Annotated in this window: 15 protein-coding genes; all 15 read left to right on the top strand. The window is 62.2% G+C overall.

Features of this window, described 5'->3' with window-relative positions:
* Positions 1–123 precede the first annotated feature (123 nt).
* Positions 124–450 carry a flagellar transcriptional regulator FlhD gene (gene flhD, locus HBJ55_RS02415; RefSeq protein ID WP_167110706.1) on the top strand — a complete coding sequence of 109 codons (327 nt, stop codon included), beginning with the start codon at positions 124–126 and terminating at the stop codon, positions 448–450.
* 3 nt (positions 451–453) lie between these two features.
* Complete coding sequence (gene flhC / locus HBJ55_RS02410) at positions 454–1,029, top strand: flagellar transcriptional regulator FlhC (RefSeq protein WP_167110704.1); 576 nt, start codon at positions 454–456, stop codon at positions 1,027–1,029.
* Between the two features lie 190 nt (positions 1,030–1,219).
* Complete coding sequence (motA, locus tag HBJ55_RS02405) at positions 1,220–2,092, top strand: flagellar motor stator protein MotA (RefSeq protein WP_167110702.1); 873 nt, start codon at positions 1,220–1,222, stop codon at positions 2,090–2,092.
* Positions 2,089–3,036 carry a flagellar motor protein MotB gene (gene motB, locus HBJ55_RS02400; RefSeq protein WP_167110700.1) on the top strand — a complete coding sequence of 316 codons (948 nt, stop codon included), beginning with the start codon at positions 2,089–2,091 and terminating at the stop codon, positions 3,034–3,036. Before motA ends, motB begins: the two co-directional genes overlap by 4 nt.
* Before the next feature lie 27 nt (positions 3,037–3,063).
* On the top strand, positions 3,064–5,439 hold the full coding sequence (locus HBJ55_RS02395) for a chemotaxis protein CheW (RefSeq protein ID WP_167110698.1): 2,376 nt from the start codon (positions 3,064–3,066) through the stop codon (positions 5,437–5,439).
* Positions 5,440–5,441: 2 nt separating this feature from the next.
* A complete protein-coding gene (locus HBJ55_RS02390; RefSeq protein WP_167110696.1) occupies positions 5,442–5,936 on the top strand; it encodes a chemotaxis protein CheW in 495 nt (164 codons plus the stop codon).
* A gap of 86 nt (positions 5,937–6,022) precedes the next feature.
* Positions 6,023–7,360 carry a methyl-accepting chemotaxis protein gene (locus HBJ55_RS02385; RefSeq protein ID WP_167110694.1) on the top strand — a complete coding sequence of 446 codons (1,338 nt, stop codon included), beginning with the start codon at positions 6,023–6,025 and terminating at the stop codon, positions 7,358–7,360.
* Between the two features lie 102 nt (positions 7,361–7,462).
* On the top strand, positions 7,463–9,652 hold the full coding sequence (locus tag HBJ55_RS02380) for a methyl-accepting chemotaxis protein (RefSeq protein WP_167110692.1): 2,190 nt from the start codon (positions 7,463–7,465) through the stop codon (positions 9,650–9,652).
* 49 nt (positions 9,653–9,701) lie between these two features.
* On the top strand, positions 9,702–11,885 hold the full coding sequence (locus tag HBJ55_RS02375) for a methyl-accepting chemotaxis protein (protein ID WP_167110690.1): 2,184 nt from the start codon (positions 9,702–9,704) through the stop codon (positions 11,883–11,885).
* Between the two features lie 20 nt (positions 11,886–11,905).
* The gene (locus HBJ55_RS02370) at positions 11,906–12,748 is read left to right on the top strand and encodes a CheR family methyltransferase (protein ID WP_167110830.1); all 843 of its coding nucleotides are present in this window, start codon (positions 11,906–11,908) and stop codon (positions 12,746–12,748) included.
* Between the two features lie 132 nt (positions 12,749–12,880).
* Entirely contained in the window at positions 12,881–13,942 is a 1,062-nt protein-coding gene (locus HBJ55_RS02365; RefSeq protein ID WP_167110688.1) for a protein-glutamate methylesterase/protein-glutamine glutaminase, read from the top strand.
* 55 nt (positions 13,943–13,997) lie between these two features.
* Positions 13,998–15,770 (top strand): methyl-accepting chemotaxis protein, encoded by a 1,773-nt coding sequence (locus tag HBJ55_RS02360; RefSeq protein WP_167110685.1) that lies wholly within the window; start codon positions 13,998–14,000, stop codon positions 15,768–15,770.
* Positions 15,771–15,846: 76 nt separating this feature from the next.
* On the top strand, positions 15,847–16,236 hold the full coding sequence (cheY, locus tag HBJ55_RS02355; RefSeq protein ID WP_111415342.1) for a chemotaxis response regulator CheY: 390 nt from the start codon (positions 15,847–15,849) through the stop codon (positions 16,234–16,236).
* A 35-nt stretch (positions 16,237–16,271) separates the two neighbouring features.
* Positions 16,272–16,964: a protein phosphatase CheZ gene (gene cheZ, locus HBJ55_RS02350; RefSeq protein WP_167110683.1), complete on the top strand. Its 693-nt coding sequence runs from the start codon at positions 16,272–16,274 to the stop codon at positions 16,962–16,964.
* A 204-nt stretch (positions 16,965–17,168) separates the two neighbouring features.
* On the top strand, positions 17,169–18,137 hold a 969-nt coding region (gene flhB / locus HBJ55_RS02345; RefSeq protein ID WP_167110681.1), incomplete at its 3' end, for a flagellar biosynthesis protein FlhB.

The following is an 18,137-nucleotide window of genomic DNA, read 5'->3' as shown; positions in this document are numbered from 1 at the left end:
TTAATCAGGTGCTGCCTGGTCATCTCGTTGCGTAACACGACGTATCTCTAGGCCGTAGTCCTGAATAAGTGCGTTACAAAAAACAAAGGACACGCGAATCAACAGCGTGCAGGGAAACTGAAAATGACGAATACGAATCACCTGGATGAGATCCAGGAGCTGAATCTTGCCTATCTGCTGCTGGCACAGCGTCTGCTCAACGACGACCGCGCGGCGGCTATGTTTCGTCTCAAGATCGATGATGAAACCGCCGATCTGCTCGTGTCTCTCGGCGCTGCCCAGCTGACCCGCCTGGCGCGTACCAACCAACTGCTCTGCCACTTCGGCTTCGAGGGCGCCGAGCAGCTGCGCCAAGTGGTCGATAACCCCCGTGACAATGGATTGTCGCAGTTTCATGCCTCGCTGCTGATGGCGGGCCGTGGAACCGTATCCATGTCACGGGGGGCGTGAGCGATGTCCCAGAAAAGCCTTGTCGAGGAGATGCAGCAGGTCCAGCTTGCCATTGAGCTGATCGAACTGGGGGCTCGCCTTCAGGTGCTGGAAACCGAGACCGACCTGAGTCGTGCCCGCCTGATCCGTCTGTTCAAGGAAGTGCGGGGGATGTCACCGCCCAAGGGCATGCTGCCCTTTTCCACCGACTGGTTCATTACCTGGCTGCCGAACGTACATGCCTCGCTGTTCTATAACATCTATCGCAGCCTGATCGTGGAGCAGGAGTGTGAGCGGATGCAGGCCTTCGTCACGGCCTACCGGCTCTACAGCGAGCAGGTCAGCATTGATCAGGCCGAGCCGGTGCTGGGGCTGACCCGCGCCTGGACCCTGGTCAGGTTCTTCGAGAGCGATCTGCTGCAGCTGTCTACCTGCAACAGTTGCAGTGGCCACTTCGTCGCCCATGCGCACACGCCGGACCAGGATTACGTCTGCGGTATCTGCATGCCGCCCTCGCGTGCCGGCAAGACCCGCAAGCGCCGGGAGCGTGAGGCGGAGGAGGCCGTTAGCCGTGAGGTTTCGCTCAAGCGAGTCGGTTGACGCTCCTGACGTCTGGCACATGCCGGTGTAACAAGACGCCGCCTTCGGGCGGCGTCTTGCTGTATGGCGGTGACGAATGGAGTGATGAGCGAGCTGGCGTTCTCTTTTTGGCTACCAGGCCTCAAGTGTGGCAACGCTTGGCCGATAAGTAGTGATAACGATGGCTTACATCCATTAAAGGGTATCGGTTGTGCTGATTCTTCTGGGTTACTTCGTAGTCATAGTGTGCGTCTTCGGCGGCTTCGTGCTGGCCGGGGGCTTCCTTGGGCCACTCTATCAGCCGACCGAGCTGCTGATGATCGGTGGGGCTGGGGTCGGGGCCTTCATTGCCGCCAATAACGGCAAGGCGATCAAGGCCACGTTCAAGATCATTCCCAAGCTACGGCGTACCAGGAAGTACAACAAGCAGATGTACATGGAGCTGCTGGCGGTACTGTTCAAGCTGCTGACCAAGGTACGTCGCGAAGGCATGCTCGGCATCGAGCGTGACATCGATACCCCCCAGGAAAGCGCCCTGTTCCAGGAGCACCCCAAGGTGCTGGCCGACCCGATGATCATGAATTTCCTGACCGACTACCTGCGCCTGATGGTGGCGGGCGGCATGGATCCGATGGAGATCGATGAACTGATGCTCCACGAGATCGAGACCTTCGAGCAGGAGGCGCATATTCCAGCGGACGCCATCGCCAAGGTGGGCGATGCCATGCCTGCGTTTGGCATCGTCGCGGCCGTCATGGGGGTCGTGAAGGCGTTGACTTACGCCGATGCCGGCCCCGAACAGATGGGGCAGATGATCGCCCACGCCCTGGTCGGCACTTTCCTCGGCATCTTGATGGGCTATGGCTTCATCAATCCGGTGGCGAGCAGCATCGAACGCCAGGTCAAGGAAGCGGAGAAAATGCTCCAGTGTATCCGCATCACCTTGCTGGCAAGCCTGCACGGCTACGCGCCGCAGTTGGCGGTGGAGTTTGGCCGCAAGGCGCTGCATACCGCGGAACGCCCGGGTTTCACCGAGCTTGAGACCTACGTGCGTAACGCCAAGTCGGGCGCGGCAGCAGAATGAGCGCGGGCGGCGACAAGCGTCCGATCATCATTCGGCGCAAGAAGGTAGTCCATGCCCACCACGGTGGCAGCTGGAAGATCGCCCTGGCCGACTTCATGACGGCCTTGATGGCGCTGTTCCTGGTGATGTGGATTCTCTCGGTGGCAAGCCCGGAGGAGCGTGAGGGCGTCTCCGACTACTTCAGTACGCCGCTAGTCAGTGCGGTCACCGGTGGAGATCGTGCGGGCAGCACCCGTGCCATTCCCGGAGGCGGCCCCGATCCGGCTCACAGCGACGGCGAGCGGGCGCGCATCGACACTCGCGAGTTCACGCGCCCGAGTGAGCAGCAGCGACGCTTCTTTCTGGACCTGCAGCGGCGCATCGAAACGGTAATCGAAGCCGATCCCGAACTGCGTGAACTGCGCCAGCAGATGCGCTTCGACCTGACACCCGAGGGGCTTCGCATCCAGCTGCTCGATACCGAACAGCGGCCCATGTTCGCCATCGGTAGCGACCGCGTCGAGCCTTATATGCGCAACCTGCTGCGTACCATCGCGCCGCTGCTCAACGACCTGCCCAATGATCTGAGTATCGGCGGCCACACCGACAGTCGACCCTATGCGGGTGGGTATCGCGGCTACAGCAACTGGGAGCTGTCCAACGGTCGGGCCAATGCCTCGCGCCGCGAGCTGGTTGCCGGTGGTTTCGATTCGGACAAGCTGTTGCGTGTATCCGGCTTCGCCGATCGCGTGCTGCTGCCCGATACCGATCCGTTCGATGCGGACAATCGCCGGATCGAGCTGCTGGTGCTGCTACCGGAGGTGGCGGAGTACATTCGCCGTCCGAACATCCTGAACGGCCCGGGCGTGCCGAGCCCGATGAGCACCCGCTCTGACAGCGAAGTCGATCTGGCTCCCGTGCAACAATTTACTGAAGGCCTGCGCCAAACTCTCAACCCCCAATAACCCATTTTGACACCAGGTGGTAAGCGCATGGATATCACGGATTTCTATGACACTTTCTTCGAGGAAGCCGAAGAGCTGCTGGCCGACATGGAGCGCTACCTGCTGGAGCTCGACGTGGACGAGCCGGATACCGAACAGCTCAATGCTATCTTTCGCGCGGCCCATTCGATCAAGGGCGGTGCCGGCACGTTCGGTTTCGACGTGCTTCAGAGAACCACTCACCTGTTCGAAAACCTGCTCGACCATACCCGCAAGGGCGAGCTCAAGCTGCGCCGGGATATCGTCGATATCTTTCTGGAAACCAAGGACATGCTCAGTGATCAGCTAAACGCCTATCGCAATAGCGACGAGCCCGATCAAGAGGCCTTCGAGCGTATCTGCGAGACGTTGCAGCGGCTGGCGCTGGAGGAGATCGGTCAGGATCTGGATGGCGGCGCCGCGGCGACACCGCCACCGAAGGCCGAGCCAGTAGCCGAGGCCGCCCCTGAAGACCTGCCTGAAGCGGCTAACCCTGCCGGTGGCGAGCAGCGTATCGTGACGCTGCTGAACGTGGGCGAGAAGGATCGTCAGTTGCTCGTAGAGGAACTGGGGCAATTGGGAGAGGTGATCTCACACCAGGGTGACGAGCAGCGCTACGAAGTCGTGCTCGTCTCCAGCGATAGCGACGACGATATCGAAGCCGTGATGTGCTTCATCATCGATGGCGATCAGTTCCAGATCAGACCTGCCGCTTCCGGTCAGTCCGAGGAGGCGGCCGACACGCCCCTCGTCGCTGGTGAAGGGGAGCGAGTCGTCACACTTCTGAACGTGGGAGAAAAGGACCGTCAGCTTCTCGTCGAGGAATTGAATCAGCTGGGCGAGGTAGTTTCACAGCAGGGTGACGAAGCCCGCTATGAGGTCGTACTGGCCTCCTCTGTCAGCAATGACGATATCGAGGCGGTGATGGGCTTCATTATCAATGCCGATCAGCTGCAGATCAGCCGCGCTGGCACCGCCAGTGAAGCGGCGGCTGTGGAAAAAACAGCAGTGACGCCGGCAGCGGCGGATGCCGTCAAGGTGGCTGACACGCCCAAGCCTGCCGATAAATCAGTAGGTCGGTCGACGCCGAAAGCCACCAACGCTGACGCTTCGAAGCCTGCGCGCGGCAAGGCCAAGGCAAAAGGGCCCGAAAGCTCTTCCATTCGAGTCTCCGTCGACAAGGTCGACCAGATCATCAACTTGGTGGGTGAACTGATCATCACCCAGTCGATGCTCGACCAGACCGTCAGCGAAATGGATGGAGTCGCCGACAGCGCGCTGCTCAACGGGATGAGCCTGCTGCAGCGCAATGCTCGGGACCTGCAGGAATCGGTGATGTCGATCCGCATGATCCCGATGGATTTCGTCTTCAGCCGCTTTCCCCGGGTCGTGCGCGAGACCGCCGGCAAGCTGGGCAAGGAGATCGAGCTGGTCACCGAAGGCGAATCCACCGAGCTCGACAAGAGCCTGACCGAGCGCATCATCGACCCGCTGACGCACCTGGTGCGCAACAGCCTCGATCATGGCATCGAGCCGCCCGACGTGCGCGAGGCGGCAGGCAAGCCTCGTACCGGCAAGCTGGTGCTGTCGGCCAAGCATCAGGGCGGCAATATCATCATCGAAGTGATTGACGATGGTGCCGGCCTCAACCGCGACAGGCTGCTGACCAAGGCGCGCGAGAACGGTTTGCCCGTTTCCGACACCATGAGCGACGACGAGGTGTGGCAGCTCATCTTCGCCCCGGGCTTCTCCACCGCCAAGGAAGTGACCGACGTCTCCGGTCGCGGTGTCGGCATGGATGTGGTCAAGCGCAACATTCAAGGCATGGGCGGGCATGTGCTGATCATGTCCCAACCAGGCGAAGGCACCACCATTCGCATCGTGCTGCCGCTGACGCTGGCGATCCTGGACGGCATGTCGATCAAGGTCGGCAACGAGATGTTCATCCTGCCGCTGTCCGCCGTACTCGAGTCGTTGCAGCCGGCCAAGGAGGACCTGTACGCCATGGCCGGTGACGACGTGGTGCTCAAGGTCCGCGACGAGTACCTGCCCGTCGTGGCGGTGCACGAGGCGCTGGACGTACCGAACGCCAAGACCAAGCTCACCGAGACCATCGCTGTGATCGTGCAGGGCGAGGGACGTCGCTATGCCCTGCTGGTTGACGATCTGGTCGGCCAGCAGCAGGTGGTAGTCAAGAATCTTGAAACGAATTACCGCAAGGTGCCGGGAGTATCGGCCGCGACCATCCTCGGTGATGGCAGCGTGGCGCTGATCCTCGATATCACCGGCTTGCATCGCCTCAGCCGTGCCAAGAAGGAAAAGCGCCGGCCCGAGCGCGAATTGCAATCACTCGAAGCTCTTACCGACAAAGCGCTGGAGACCTGATCATGAACCAGTTGAAAGATGCAACATTGGCCGCAGCCGAAGCCCACAACCGTGAATTTCTGGTGTTCTCGCTGGGCGACGAAGAGTATGCCGTCGACATCCTCAAGGTGCAGGAGATCCGTGGCTACGAGAATGTCACGCGAATCGCCAACGCGCCGGACTTCATCAAGGGCGTGACCAACCTGCGCGGGGTGATCGTGCCCATCGTCGACCTGCGCATCAAGTTCCACCTCGAGAAGGTGGAGTACGGCGGCCAGACCGTGGTCATCGTGGTCAACGTCGAGGATCGGGTCGTCGGAATCGTCGTCGATGGCGTGTCCGACGTAATGACACTCTCGCCCGACCAGATCAAACCGGCCCCCGAATTCGGCGTGACCCTGTCGTCTGACTTCCTCAGCGGGCTGGGTAGCCTCGAGGATCGCATGCTGGTGATCGTCGACATCGACAAGCTGCTGACCAGCGACGAGATGGAACTGGTCGAACGCGTGGCTGAGTGAGGCAGGGCTGAACTAAAGTTCGCCTCCTGCATGCCGATGTCCGTATTGAAGACGATGTCTTCGCCCACCGCTCACGAGGGGATGACGTGAAGTATCTCGACAACCTGACAGTCCGGGCCAGTTGGTTCCTGGTGCTGCTGTTCTTCGGCGCGATGCTTGTCGCGCTGAGTGTCCTGGGCCTATATGCGCTGCAGCAAGGCAGTGCCGCCGTAGCCGCCATGGCACCGCATGCGGGGGAGGCGGGCGTTGCCCATCAGGCTGCGTTTACCGCCGCTGCCGACCTGATGCGCCTGGCGATCGTCGCCGTGCTGGCGGGCTCGGCAGTGGTCATGGGCATCGTGGTTTGGGGTATCAGCGTCAACGTGCTGCGGCCACTCGCCCGTCTGGTTGGGTATTTCGAGGGTCTGGCGCAGGGCAATCTCTCCCAGCCGGTCGAGAACCGCGGCAACAACGAGATCGGGCGCCTCTTCACTTCGCTCAGGCACATGCAGGACGGCCTGTCGGGCACGGTGGGAACCGTGCGCAGCAGCAGCGAGAGCATCTACCTGGGGGCCCAGGAGATCGCCGAGGGCAACGGCGAGCTGTCGTCCCGCACCGAACAGCAGGCCGCCTCGCTGGCCGAGACCGCTTCCAGCATGGAGGAACTGGCTTCCACCGTGGAACAGAACGCCGACAATGCGCGCCAGGCCAGCCAACTGGCCGCCGAGGCGTCGCGCACCGCAGCCCAAGGGGGCGAAGTGGTCGGTGAGGTCGTCTCGACCATGCACGACATCAGCGAAAGCTCGCACAAGATGTCCGACATCATCGGTGTCATCGACACGATCGCGTTTCAGACCAATATCCTGGCGTTGAACGCCTCGGTCGAAGCGGCGCGTGCCGGAGAGCACGGCCGTGGCTTTGCCGTGGTGGCCCAGGAAGTGCGCAACCTGGCGGGGCGCAGTGCCTCGGCGGCAGGTGAGATCCGGGGGCTGATCAAGGCTTCTCTCGAGAAGGTGGATGTCGGTACCGCCCGAGTGGACCAGGCCGGCCAGACCATGGGCGAGATCGTGGCGGCCGTCCAACGGGTCAGCGACATCATGGACGAGATCGCCTCGGCCTCGCTGGAGCAGAGCAACGGTATCGGTCAGGTCAATCAGGCCGTGACCCAGATGGATCAGGTGACCCAGCAGAACGCGGCGTTGGTGCAACAGGCCGCTACGGCGGCGACTCAGCTCGAGGCCGAGGCCGCTCGCCTGCGCGAAGCCGTATTGCGTTTCCGGTTGGCTGGGCAACAGGACAATACGGGCCCGGCGTCTCGCAAGAGCCAGGCCAGCATGGTCAGGCAACTGCCACGGCAGCAGGATCCCCTGCCCGCCAAGCGCCATCAAGACATGAAGAATCACCAGAGCGAAAAGTCGCAAGAAGAAGAGTGGGCTTCGTTCTAGGGTCACAGCCCGTTTGAATCGGAGTAACCACGGATACGCAGGGACGGCCTCATGTCAGCACCGTTCCGCCTCTGAATGAGCCGAGTCGGCAAGGAAACTACAATGCGCAACAACCAGCCGGTGACACAGCGGGAATACAAATTGGACGATCGGCAACTGCTGATCACCCGCACCAATCTCAAGGGCCAGATCACCTACGCCAATGACGCTTTCGTCGAGGTGAGTGGTTATAGCCGTGATGAATTGATCGGCTCACCGCATAACCTGATCCGTCATCCCGACATGCCGCCCGAGGCCTTCGCCGACTTGTGGCAGACGATCAAGCGCAATGATACCTGGCAAGGGGTGGTCAAGAACCGATGCAAGAACGGCGATCACTACTGGGTTCGGGCCACGGTCACGCCGATCGTCGAGGGTGACCAATGTCTCGGGTACACTTCGGTGCGCTCTGTGGTCGAGCCTGACGTCGTTGCGACGGTGGAACGTATTTACGCGAGTCTGCGCGAAGGGCGCTCCGGCTACTCCGTTCGCCAAGGCAGAATAGTGCGCCGCGGCCCACTGGGCTGGCTGGCGCGTATCAACCTGCATTCCATCCGCGCTCGCCTCTCCATGCTCACCTGCTCGGCGCTGTTGCTGCTCGCGATCAGTGGCGGTGTCGGGCTCTATGGTCTGGAGGCGTCGGGGCAGCGTTTGGCAGAGCTGAACCGTGACGGCCTGCAGGACGTCATACGCCTGCAACAGCTCGGCCAACTTGTCAACGAGGGGCCGCGAGGGCTCAGCGCCGAGCAGCGCATGGATATCCTGGGCGAGCGGCACCAGCGCGCCGAGGAGCTTTCACGCATCGCCGGGCAGCTTTCCGTGCTGTGGGACGACTATATGGATCGTGAAGTCAACCGCACACCGGTGGCGCTCGAGTTCGATGCCTCATTGGCGAGCTTCCTGACCGAAGGCCTGGCGCCCATGGCCGAGGCGTTGGGGGGAGAGGAAGCCTTCGATGCCATGATGGCGCTGAACAACCAGACGGGGTCGCTGCGTGAAAGCGCGGAAGCCCTGACCGTGCAGGTCAACCAACTGATCGAGCAGCAACGCCTGGCGGCGCTGGGCATGGCGGAAGAGGCCAAGCAGGGGCAACAGCAGATGCTGCTGGGTCAACTGGGTTTCATGGCGCTCGGCTTCGTGCTGCTGCTTATCATCAGTTTGTGGATCATGCGGGCGATTACGCGTCCGGTCCGCCGCGCGTCCGATTTCACCCTGCAGATCGCTTCGGGCAACCTGGCGGTGGCGACACCGAAGCAGACACGCGACGAGATCGGCGCGCTGCTCGGCTCGCTCGATACCATGCGCAAGAGCCTCTACAGCACTACCGAGCGTGTGCAGCAGGGCATCGACGTCGTGACGCCGGCATCGCGCTCCATCGCCCGTGGCAACGAGGACCTCTCGGCGCGCACCGAACAGCAGGCCGCCTCGCTGCAGGAGACCGCCTCCAGCATGGAGGAGATGACCACCACGGTGCAGCAGAACACCGACAATGCGCGCCAGGCCAGCGGTCTGGCGCTGGACAACGCCGGCCGCGTGCGCGATACCGGCGAGCTGATGCATGGCGTGGTGCAGACCATGGCCCGCATCACTGCCGGCGCCGAGAAGATGAAGGACATCATCAACGTGATCGATTCGATCGCCTTCCAGACCAACATCCTGGCGCTGAACGCCTCGGTGGAGGCGGCGCGGGCGGGCGAGCAGGGCCGTGGCTTCGCCGTGGTGGCCGGCGAGGTGCGCAACCTGGCCGGACGCAGCGCGGATGCCGCCAAGGAGATCCGTCAGTTGATCGACGGCTCCGCCAGCGAGATCCACGAGGGGGCCAGCCAGGTGCAGCGCGCCGAGAGCGCAATGGCCGAGGTGGTGACGGCTTCGCAGCGGGTCAACGACATCATGGGCGAGATCACGGCGGCCTCCGAGGAGCAGAGCAGCGGCATTGGCCAGATCAACCAGGCCATCACCGAGATGGACCAAGTGACCCAGCAGAATGCCGAGCGCGTGCAACAGAGCGCGCGGGCGGCAAGCGACCTGCAGCACCAGGCAGAGCAACTGGCCCAGGCCATCCGTGTCTACCGCCTGCAGGGAGCCGGCCCCGAGACGGTGCCCGGCCCGCAGCAAGCCGAAGAGCTTCGGTCAGCCGGCTTCGCCAGGAAGCCGGCGGCGACGTCAGCTTCGCAGCAGGACCCGCTCCCCGCCAAGCGGTCACAGGCCAAGGCGCACCGGCCGGCAGCCGAGGAGGAGTGGGAGACGTTCTGAGAAACATGGCAGGGGACTCACCCATACGAGGCGGCAAAGGATAATAACGATGCGCGACAATCAGCCGGTAACACAGCGGGAATTCAAGTTGAGCGATGAGCATCTGCTCATCAGTCGCACGGACCTGGAAGGGCGAATTACCTACGCCAACTCGGCGTTCGTCGAGGTCAGTGGTTACTCGCATGAAGAAATGATCGGGGCGCCGCATAACCTGATTCGTCATCCTGACATGCCGCCCGAGGCCTTCGCCGACCTGTGGCAGACCATCAAGAAAGGGAAGACCTGGCAGGGAGTGGTCAAGAATCGCCGTAAGGACGGTGACCATTACTGGGTGCAGGCGACGGTCACGCCGATTCTCGAGGAGGGTAAGTGCCAAGGCTATACCTCGGTGCGGGCTCCAGTCGAGCCGGCTGTCGCCGAGGCGGCGGCCCGTGCTTACTCCCAGCTTCGTGAAGGACGCCGGAAACTGGCGGTCAGGCAGGGAAAAATAGTGCGGCGCGGATTGCTGGGTGCGTTCTCGCGGATCAACCTGCATACCATTCGGGCCAAGCTGGTCGCCTTGACCCTGGTGCCGGTCTTGCTGCTCTTGCTCAGCGGAGCCGTAGGGCTCTACGGCCTCAAGGTCTCGGGAGACCGCGTTGCCTACATCAATGGCAACGGTGTGCAGGATATCGCCGACCTTCAGCGTATCGACCAACTGCTGAGCCAGTTGACGACCGACCTGGAGCGCCCGGTGCGCAACCCCAGGGCGTTGCGTCTGGAGCAGATTCAGGAGCTGGCCGATCAAGCCGAAGGTATCGTCGAACGAATCGATGCCTCCTGGGTAAGCTTCCTCGACGGCGAGGATCCGGCGCGAGGAGAAGTGGCTGCCCTCGACGCCCAGCTCGGCGTTGCCGTCGATGACGGCATCCGACCCACGCTGCAAGCGCTGATCGACGGCAGTGGCTTTGCCGCCTACGAAGCCTACAACGATGTGCTGCGACCGGAAGTCGATGCCATCAGCCAGAGCATCAACGTACTGGTCGAGGGCAAACTCGGCTATGCCAACCAGCTGGCTGAAGAGGCCGAGCGCGGGCAGGTCATGATGCTCACGGGCCAGGTTGCGGCGCTGACGATCGGCATCCTGTTCCTGATTCTGCTGGGGTTCTGGACCCTGCGGGCGATTACGCGACCGGTGCGCCGCGCCGTGGATTTCACCCTGCAGATCGCCTCGGGCAACCTGGCGGTGCGCTCGCCCGATCGTGCCCGCGACGAAATCGGTGTGTTGCTCGGTGCGCTGAACACCATGCGCAAGAGTCTCTACAGCACCACTCGCAGCGTGCAGCAGGGCATCGACGTCGTGACGCCGGCATCGCGCTCCATCGCCCGTGGCAACGAGGACCTCTCGGCGCGCACCGAACAGCAGGCCGCCTCGCTGCAGGAGACCGCCTCCAGCATGGAGGAGATGACCACCACGGTGCAGCAGAACACCGACAATGCGCGCCAGGCCAGCGGTCTGGCGCTGGACAACGCCGGCCGCGTGCGCGATACCGGCGAGCTGATGCATGGCGTGGTGCAGACCATGGCCCGCATCACTGCCGGCGCCGAGAAGATGAAGGACATCATCAACGTGATCGATTCGATCGCCTTCCAGACCAACATCCTGGCGCTGAACGCCTCGGTGGAGGCGGCGCGGGCGGGCGAGCAGGGCCGTGGCTTCGCCGTGGTGGCCGGCGAGGTGCGCAACCTGGCCGGACGCAGCGCGGATGCCGCCAAGGAGATCCGTCAGTTGATCGACGGCTCCGCCAGCGAGATCCACGAGGGGGCCAGCCAGGTGCAGCGCGCCGAGAGCGCGATGGCCGAGGTGGTGACGGCTTCGCAGCGGGTCAACGACATCATGGGCGAGATCACGGCGGCCTCCGAGGAGCAGAGCAGCGGCATTGGCCAGATCAACCAGGCCATCACCGAGATGGACCAGGTGACCCAGCAGAATGCCGAGCGCGTGCAGCAGAGCGCGCGGGCGGCAAGCGACCTGCAGCGCCAGGCAGAGCTTCTCGACAGGGCGATTCGTGTCTTCCGGCTGCGTGGTGCCGGACTCGAGCAGGTCGCTGTCCAAGGGCAGGAGCAGACCTCGGAAAACACTGGGCGATCACGTTCAGCAACCCCCGCCTTGTCGCATGATCCGCTTCCCGCGAAGCGTGCTCATGGAAAATCAAGCAAGGCAACAGCCGATGAAGAGTGGGAAACATTTTGACCAAGGCACAGGGTCCCGGGATGGAACCGGGGCAATGGTCCGGGCTGGGTCACCTCGAGCGTGACCTGATCCTTACCGACGAAGATTTTTCCCGAATTCGCCAGCTGATCTATCAGCGTGCGGGTATCGTGCTGGCGGAGCATAAGCGCGAAATGGTCTACAGCCGTCTGGCCAAGCGCTTGCGCCATCATGGCTTGACTCGCTTCAGCGACTACCTGGAGAAGCTGGCACGCCAACCCGATGCGAAGGAGTGGGAGGCGTTCACCAATGCGTTGACGACCAACCTCACGGCCTTCTTCCGTGAGATGCATCACTTCCCGCTGCTGGCAGAGCACGTGCGCAAGTCCAGCGGGCCCGTGCGCATCTGGAGTGCAGCCGCTTCGACCGGGGAGGAGCCGTACTCGATCGCCATGACCCTGCTCGAAACCCTGGGCCCGCGGGCGTCGGAGGCTCGTGTCGTGGCTACCGATATCGATACCGAGGCGTTGACCCGAGCCCGTGCCGGTGTCTATCCCGTCGAGCAGGTTCGCAAGATCGAGGAGAGCCAGGTCAAGCGCTTCTTCCACAAAGGGCGGGGTCAGCACGAAGGGCTGGCGAGAGTGCGGCCCGAGGTGTCATCAATGGTGGAATTCCTGTCGATGAACTTGCTGGCGCCACAGTGGCCGCTAAAGGGACCCTTCGATGCGATCTTCTGCCGCAACGTGATGATCTATTTCGACAAGCAGACCCAGGCACGCATACTCGAGCGTTTTGCTCCACTGCTCAAGCCCGACGGCCTGTTGTTCGCCGGTCATTCGGAGAATTTTTCGTACATCAGCAAGGTGTTCCGTCTGCGAGGGCAGACGGTCTACACCTTGGCCTAGGCTCCTTTCGAAACGTCGTCGAGCGAAGCCAATTCCCGGACGAAGCCTAAAGTTTTTGCCGGCCCAGCCGATGTTTAAACATATGTAATGCCTTGGGGCGCAAAGACTCCCTAACGAGACAGGAGACCTGCCTTGGGATCGAACAGGATCAAGGTGTTGTGCGTTGATGATTCGGCGCTGATTCGTGACCTACTCAGCGAGATCATCAACTCCCAGCCAGACATGGAGGTCGTGGCCGTGGCGCCAGACCCATTGGTGGCGCGCGATCTGATCAAGCAGCACAACCCTGACGTCCTGACACTCGACGTCGAGATGCCGCGCATGGATGGTCTCGATTTTCTCGAGCGGCTGATGCGCCTGCGGCCGATGCCGGTGCTGATGGTGTCGTCGCTGACCCAGGCCGGCTCGGAAATCACTCTGCGTGCGCTGGAACTGGGCGCGCTGGATTTCGTCGCCAAGCCGTCACTGGGAATCCGCAACGGCATGCTCGAGTATGCCAATGATATTGCCGAGAAGATCCGTGCCGCGGCCAAGTCACGCCCACGCCAGGCTCGTCAGGCTCAGGCGACGCCCAGGGCGACCCTCAAGGCACCGCTGGTATCGAGTGAGAAGCTGATCATCATCGGAGCCTCCACGGGAGGTACTGAAGCGATTCGTGCCGTGCTCGAGCCGCTGCCGGCCAACAGCCCGGCCATCCTGATCACCCAGCACATGCCTGGCGGGTTCACCCGCTCCTTTGCCGAGCGGCTCAACCGCCTGTGCAACATTACGGTGAAGGAAGCCAGCGATGGTGAGCGGGTTTTGCCGGGTCATGCCTACATCGCGCCCGGCGATGCGCATCTGAAGCTGGCACGCAGCGGGGCGAACTACGTGGCCAGGCTCGACGACGGGCCGCCTGTCAATCGTCATCGCCCTTCGGTGGACGTGCTGTTTCATTCCGCTGCCACCCAGGCCGGACGCAACGCCATCGGCGTGATTCTCACCGGAATGGGCAAGGATGGGGCCGCCGGGCTGCTCGAAATGCGCCAGGCGGGTTCGCCCACTCTGGCTCAGGACGAGGCAAGCTGCGTGGTTTTCGGCATGCCGCGTGAGGCGATTGCTCTGGGGGGAGCCGTCGAGGTGGCAAGCCTGGACGACATACCCGAGCGTCTGATGGCGCTGGTGGCGGCCTCGGGGCGTGCGCAGCGAGTCTGAAGAACTAAAACAAGACAAAAGAATAGCGATACCTTACGCAAGGAGCCGCCTGGTAATGAGTCGACTGATTCGAAATATCAGTATCAATGTTTCCGTGATAGCCGCCCTGGTCAGCTTCGCCGTGCTGATCGGCGTGGTGGCGATGCTCTCGTTCCTGTCTGAACGCCAGGCGGAGCGTGTCATGACGGACCTCGATCGTATCAATAGCCAACAGCTCAACGAGATCAACCGCGCCGATGCTCTGCTCAACGTGGCGCGCGTCAGCCTCGAGATCGCTTCCAACCAGATCATGCTGGGACGCATGGCCGATGCCAATCAGCAACTCGATGTCGCCGTGGACCGTATGGACCGTGCCGAGGAGCGCTTGAGCCATTTTTCCGCAGCGCCCAAGTCCGATGATTCCGTGGAAATGGCCCAGCGGCTCGAACAGAATTTCACCACGGTGCTCGGCCTCGTTCGCGATCAGCACGAGGCGCTGGACCAATTGAATACGCCGGGGTTCGGCAGGCTGCGTGATGAACTGATCGAGCCCAGCGCCGCTCTCGCCGACAGCATGACCGAGTTCGTTCACTATGGTTTCAGCACGGGGCAGGCGATGACTGCCGACTTCCGTGCCCGCGCCGACCGGTTCGGTGCCATCAAACTGGGCGCCCTGGTCCTGGCCGCGCTGGTACTGGTGCTGGTCTACATCGGCCTGCGCGCCACGGTGATCCGGCCGCTCAACTCCGCGGTCAAGCATCTGCAGACCATCGCCAAGGCCGACCTGACCGGCAAGATACCCGAGGGTAGCCGCAACGAGATCGGCAAGCTGTTCAACGCCATGCGCAACATGCAGCAGAGCCTGACTCGCATCGTCGGCCAGGTCCGTGGCAGTAGTGGCTCGATTCATGTCGGTACTCGCGAGATGGCCAGCGGCAATGCCGACCTGTCGTCGCGTACCGAGCAGCAGGCGGCCTCGCTGGAGGAGACTGCCACGAGCATGGAGGAGATTACCGCTACGGTACGCCAGAACGCCGACAATGCTCGCCAGGCCAGCGGGTTGGCGCTGGATGCATCGACCACGGCCGTGCGCGGTGGCGAAGTCGTCGATCGCGTCGTCAAGACCATGGGTGATATTTCTACCAGCTCACAGAAGATCAGCGACATTACCAGTGTGATCGATTCGATTGCCTTTCAGACCAATATCCTGGCGCTGAACGCCTCGGTGGAGGCGGCGCGGGCGGGCGAGCAAGGGCGTGGCTTCGCCGTGGTGGCCGGTGAAGTACGTAACCTGGCCAGCCGCAGTGCCACGGCGGCCAAGGAGATCAAGGCATTGATCGATGGTTCCGTGTCGCAAGTGAAGGAAGGGTCGACCCTGGCCGAGCAAGCCGGCGAAACCATGGATGATGTGGTCAAGGCGGTACGGCGGGTCACCGACATCATGGACGAGATCGCTGCGGCCTCGCAGGAACAGAGCGACGGTATCGAGCAGGTCAGCCAAGCGGTCGGCCAGATGGACCAGGTGACCCAGCAGAATGCCTCGCTGGTGCAGCAGGCTACAGCGGTTGCCGCTTCTCTCGAAGAGCAGGCCAGCCGTCTCGAGCAAGCCGTGGCGGTATTTCGCCTCTCAGGTGATGCCGGCAGTACAGCGGCCGGCGAACAGTACAGGACGATCACCAAGTCATCCGATGGCGCCGTGGCCTGGATCAAGCGCAGTGATGCAGCCACCGCCGTGAAACCGAGCACGTCCGCTGGTTCGCCATCGCGTGAAGTGGCGGAGGTTGATCCCAAGCCGCGTCGCAAAGCCCGGCGTGAGCCCGTCGCCGAAGGTGACTGGGAAGAATTCTGACTGCTCATTAGTACCCACGACGGCATCCATCGCCGTCAGACGACGATCATTATTTGTTAGATAAAGAGGAATCACGATGGCTGACAAGAACATGAGCTTTCTGGTGGTCGACGACTTTCCGACCATGCGCCGGATCGTTCGGAGCCTGCTGAAGGAGCTGGGTTACACCAACGTCGAGGAGGCCGAAGATGGCCAGGAAGCGTTGAGCAAGCTGCGCTCCGGCTCCTTTGAGTTCGTGGTTTCCGACTGGAACATGCCGAACCTCGACGGCCTGGAGATGCTCAAGCAGATCCGTGCCGACGATGCGCTCAAGCAGTTGCCGGTGTTGATGGTGACCGCCGAGGCGAAGAAGGAAAATATCATCGCGGCAGCTCAGGCCGGGGCCAGCGGCTACGTGGTGAAGCCATTCACCGCCGCTACCCTGGAAGAGAAGCTCAACAAGATTTTCGAGAAGCTGGGCAAGTGACGCTGGCAGCCCCGCTTGCGAAAGGAGAGTACAAGATGAGCGCAAACGAGCAGCCAGGCCAGGCTCAAGCGGCCGGCGCCGCCGGCGAGGAACTTGTCCAGCGTATCGGACAGTTGACCCGCATGCTGCGGGAGAGCATGCGCGAACTGGGTCTGGACAAGGAGATCGAGAAGGCGGCCGAGGCGATTCCCGATGCGCGGGATCGATTGAGCTATGTGGCTACCATGACCGAGCAGGCCGCGGAACGTGCCCTCAACGCCATTGACCGGGCTCAGCCGCTGCAGGACTCGATCAGCAATGGCGCCGAGTCGCTGGACAAGCGCTGGGCCGAGTGGTTCGCCGAGCCCAAGGAGCTCGACGAGGCGCGCGACCTGGTCAAAGAGACGCGCTCCTATCTGGCCGACGTACCCGACAAGACCCAAGCGACGCAGAAAGAGTTGCTGGAGATCATGATGGCCCAGGATTTCCAGGACCTGACTGGCCAGGTGATCAAGAAAATGATGGATGTGATCCGTGAGATCGAGCATCAACTGGTACAGGTATTGATCGACAACGTCCCTGAGGAAGTGGCCCGCGAGAACATGCAGCGCAAGGCCAACGATCAGTGGGAAAATGAAGCCCGCCGCCGCGAGGAGAGTCTGCTCAACGGTCCTCAGATCAAGCCGGGAACCGATGTCATGACGAATCAGGATCAGGTCGACGATCTGCTGGATCAGCTCGGCTTCTGAGGCAGGCGGTAGCTCTGTAGGCACCGGCATGTCTGGGCTCGCCATGTAGCCATGCGCTCTTCCTGCTAGCGGTTCCCCCGCCGCAATCCTTCCCCACGCCAATGATCGGGGCCGATAAGGCCACGATCATTGGCGCTTTTTGTCGTATCGCCCCACTATCGATAGCGCCACAATGGCCACCGTGCAGAAGAGTGTCTGGTGACCATGGCCGACGAAAGCAGCGATCAGGAAAAGACCGAAGAGGCCACGCCACGACGCCTGGAGAAGGCGCGCGAGGACGGCCAGGTCGCCCGTTCCCGAGAGTTGACTACCTTCATGCTGCTGTTGGGTGGCGTAGTCGGTATGTGGTCGATGGGGGCGATGCTCTACGACCAACTGGGGTTGGTCATGGAACAGGCCTTTCTGTTCGAGCGGCGTCAGGCATTCGAGACCGGCCCCATGCTGAGTAACGTGCTCGATCTGGGCACTCGTACGCTGCTGACCATGCTGCCGCTGTTCCTGTTGCTTACGGTGGTGGCGCTGGTGGCGCCGGCGCTGCTGGGAGGGTGGCTGATCTCGGCCAAATCGCTCAAGCCCCAGATGTCCAAGCTCAACCCATTCAAGGGTCTGAAGCGCATGTTCGGCACCCAGGCGCTGATCGAGCTGTTCAAGGCGGTAGCCAAGTCGATACTCATCGGTGGGGTCGGCATGGCGTATCTGTATTTCAAGCGCGGGGAGTTCCTGTCGCTGATGGATCAGCCGACTACCCAGGCGCTGGCCCGAGCACTGATGATGGCCGCCGAGGCTTGTGGGTGGATGGTGCTGACGCTGCTGGTGGTGATCCTGATCGATGTGCCGTATCAGCTCTGGAGCCATGCCAAGAAGTTGCGAATGTCGAAGGATGAGGTCAAGCGTGAGCACAAGGAGTCCGAGGGCGACCCGCACGTCAAGGCGCGGATTCGCTCACAGCAGCAGGCAATGGCACGTGGTCGCATGATGAGCAAGGTGCCCGAGGCGGATGTGATTATCACCAACCCAACGCACTATGCAGTAGCGCTACAGTACGATGAAAAGGGCATGAGCGCCCCGAGAGTGGTCGCCAAGGGCGCCGACATGGTGGCGGCGCGGATCCGCGAACTCGGTGAAGAGGCCGGTGTGCCGCTTCTGCAAGCACCACCGTTGGCTCGCGCCCTG

The organism is Billgrantia bachuensis, from assembly GCF_011742165.1.
Taxonomy (GTDB): Bacteria; Pseudomonadota; Gammaproteobacteria; order Pseudomonadales; family Halomonadaceae; genus Halomonas; species Halomonas bachuensis.
Note: the sequence above shows the minus strand (reverse complement) of the source record. Positions and strands in the feature narration are given on the sequence as shown.

What these genes read in the sequence shown, in the direction of transcription:
- cheZ (WP_167110683.1), top strand. Translation starts at nt 16,272, where the DNA reads ATGAGCGCAAACGAGCAGCCAGGCCAGGCTCAAGCGGCCGGCGCCGCC.
- flhC (WP_167110704.1), top strand. Translation starts at nt 454, where the DNA reads ATGTCCCAGAAAAGCCTTGTCGAGGAGATGCAGCAGGTCCAGCTTGCC.
- flhD (WP_167110706.1), top strand. Translation starts at nt 124, where the DNA reads ATGACGAATACGAATCACCTGGATGAGATCCAGGAGCTGAATCTTGCC.
- HBJ55_RS02380 (WP_167110692.1), top strand. Translation starts at nt 7,463, where the DNA reads ATGCGCAACAACCAGCCGGTGACACAGCGGGAATACAAATTGGACGAT.
- cheY (WP_111415342.1), top strand. Translation starts at nt 15,847, where the DNA reads ATGGCTGACAAGAACATGAGCTTTCTGGTGGTCGACGACTTTCCGACC.
- HBJ55_RS02370 (WP_167110830.1), top strand. Translation starts at nt 11,906, where the DNA reads ATGGAACCGGGGCAATGGTCCGGGCTGGGTCACCTCGAGCGTGACCTG.
- HBJ55_RS02395 (WP_167110698.1), top strand. Translation starts at nt 3,064, where the DNA reads ATGGATATCACGGATTTCTATGACACTTTCTTCGAGGAAGCCGAAGAG.
- HBJ55_RS02390 (WP_167110696.1), top strand. Translation starts at nt 5,442, where the DNA reads ATGAACCAGTTGAAAGATGCAACATTGGCCGCAGCCGAAGCCCACAAC.
- HBJ55_RS02375 (WP_167110690.1), top strand. Translation starts at nt 9,702, where the DNA reads ATGCGCGACAATCAGCCGGTAACACAGCGGGAATTCAAGTTGAGCGAT.
- motB (WP_167110700.1), top strand. Translation starts at nt 2,089, where the DNA reads ATGAGCGCGGGCGGCGACAAGCGTCCGATCATCATTCGGCGCAAGAAG.
- HBJ55_RS02360 (WP_167110685.1), top strand. Translation starts at nt 13,998, where the DNA reads ATGAGTCGACTGATTCGAAATATCAGTATCAATGTTTCCGTGATAGCC.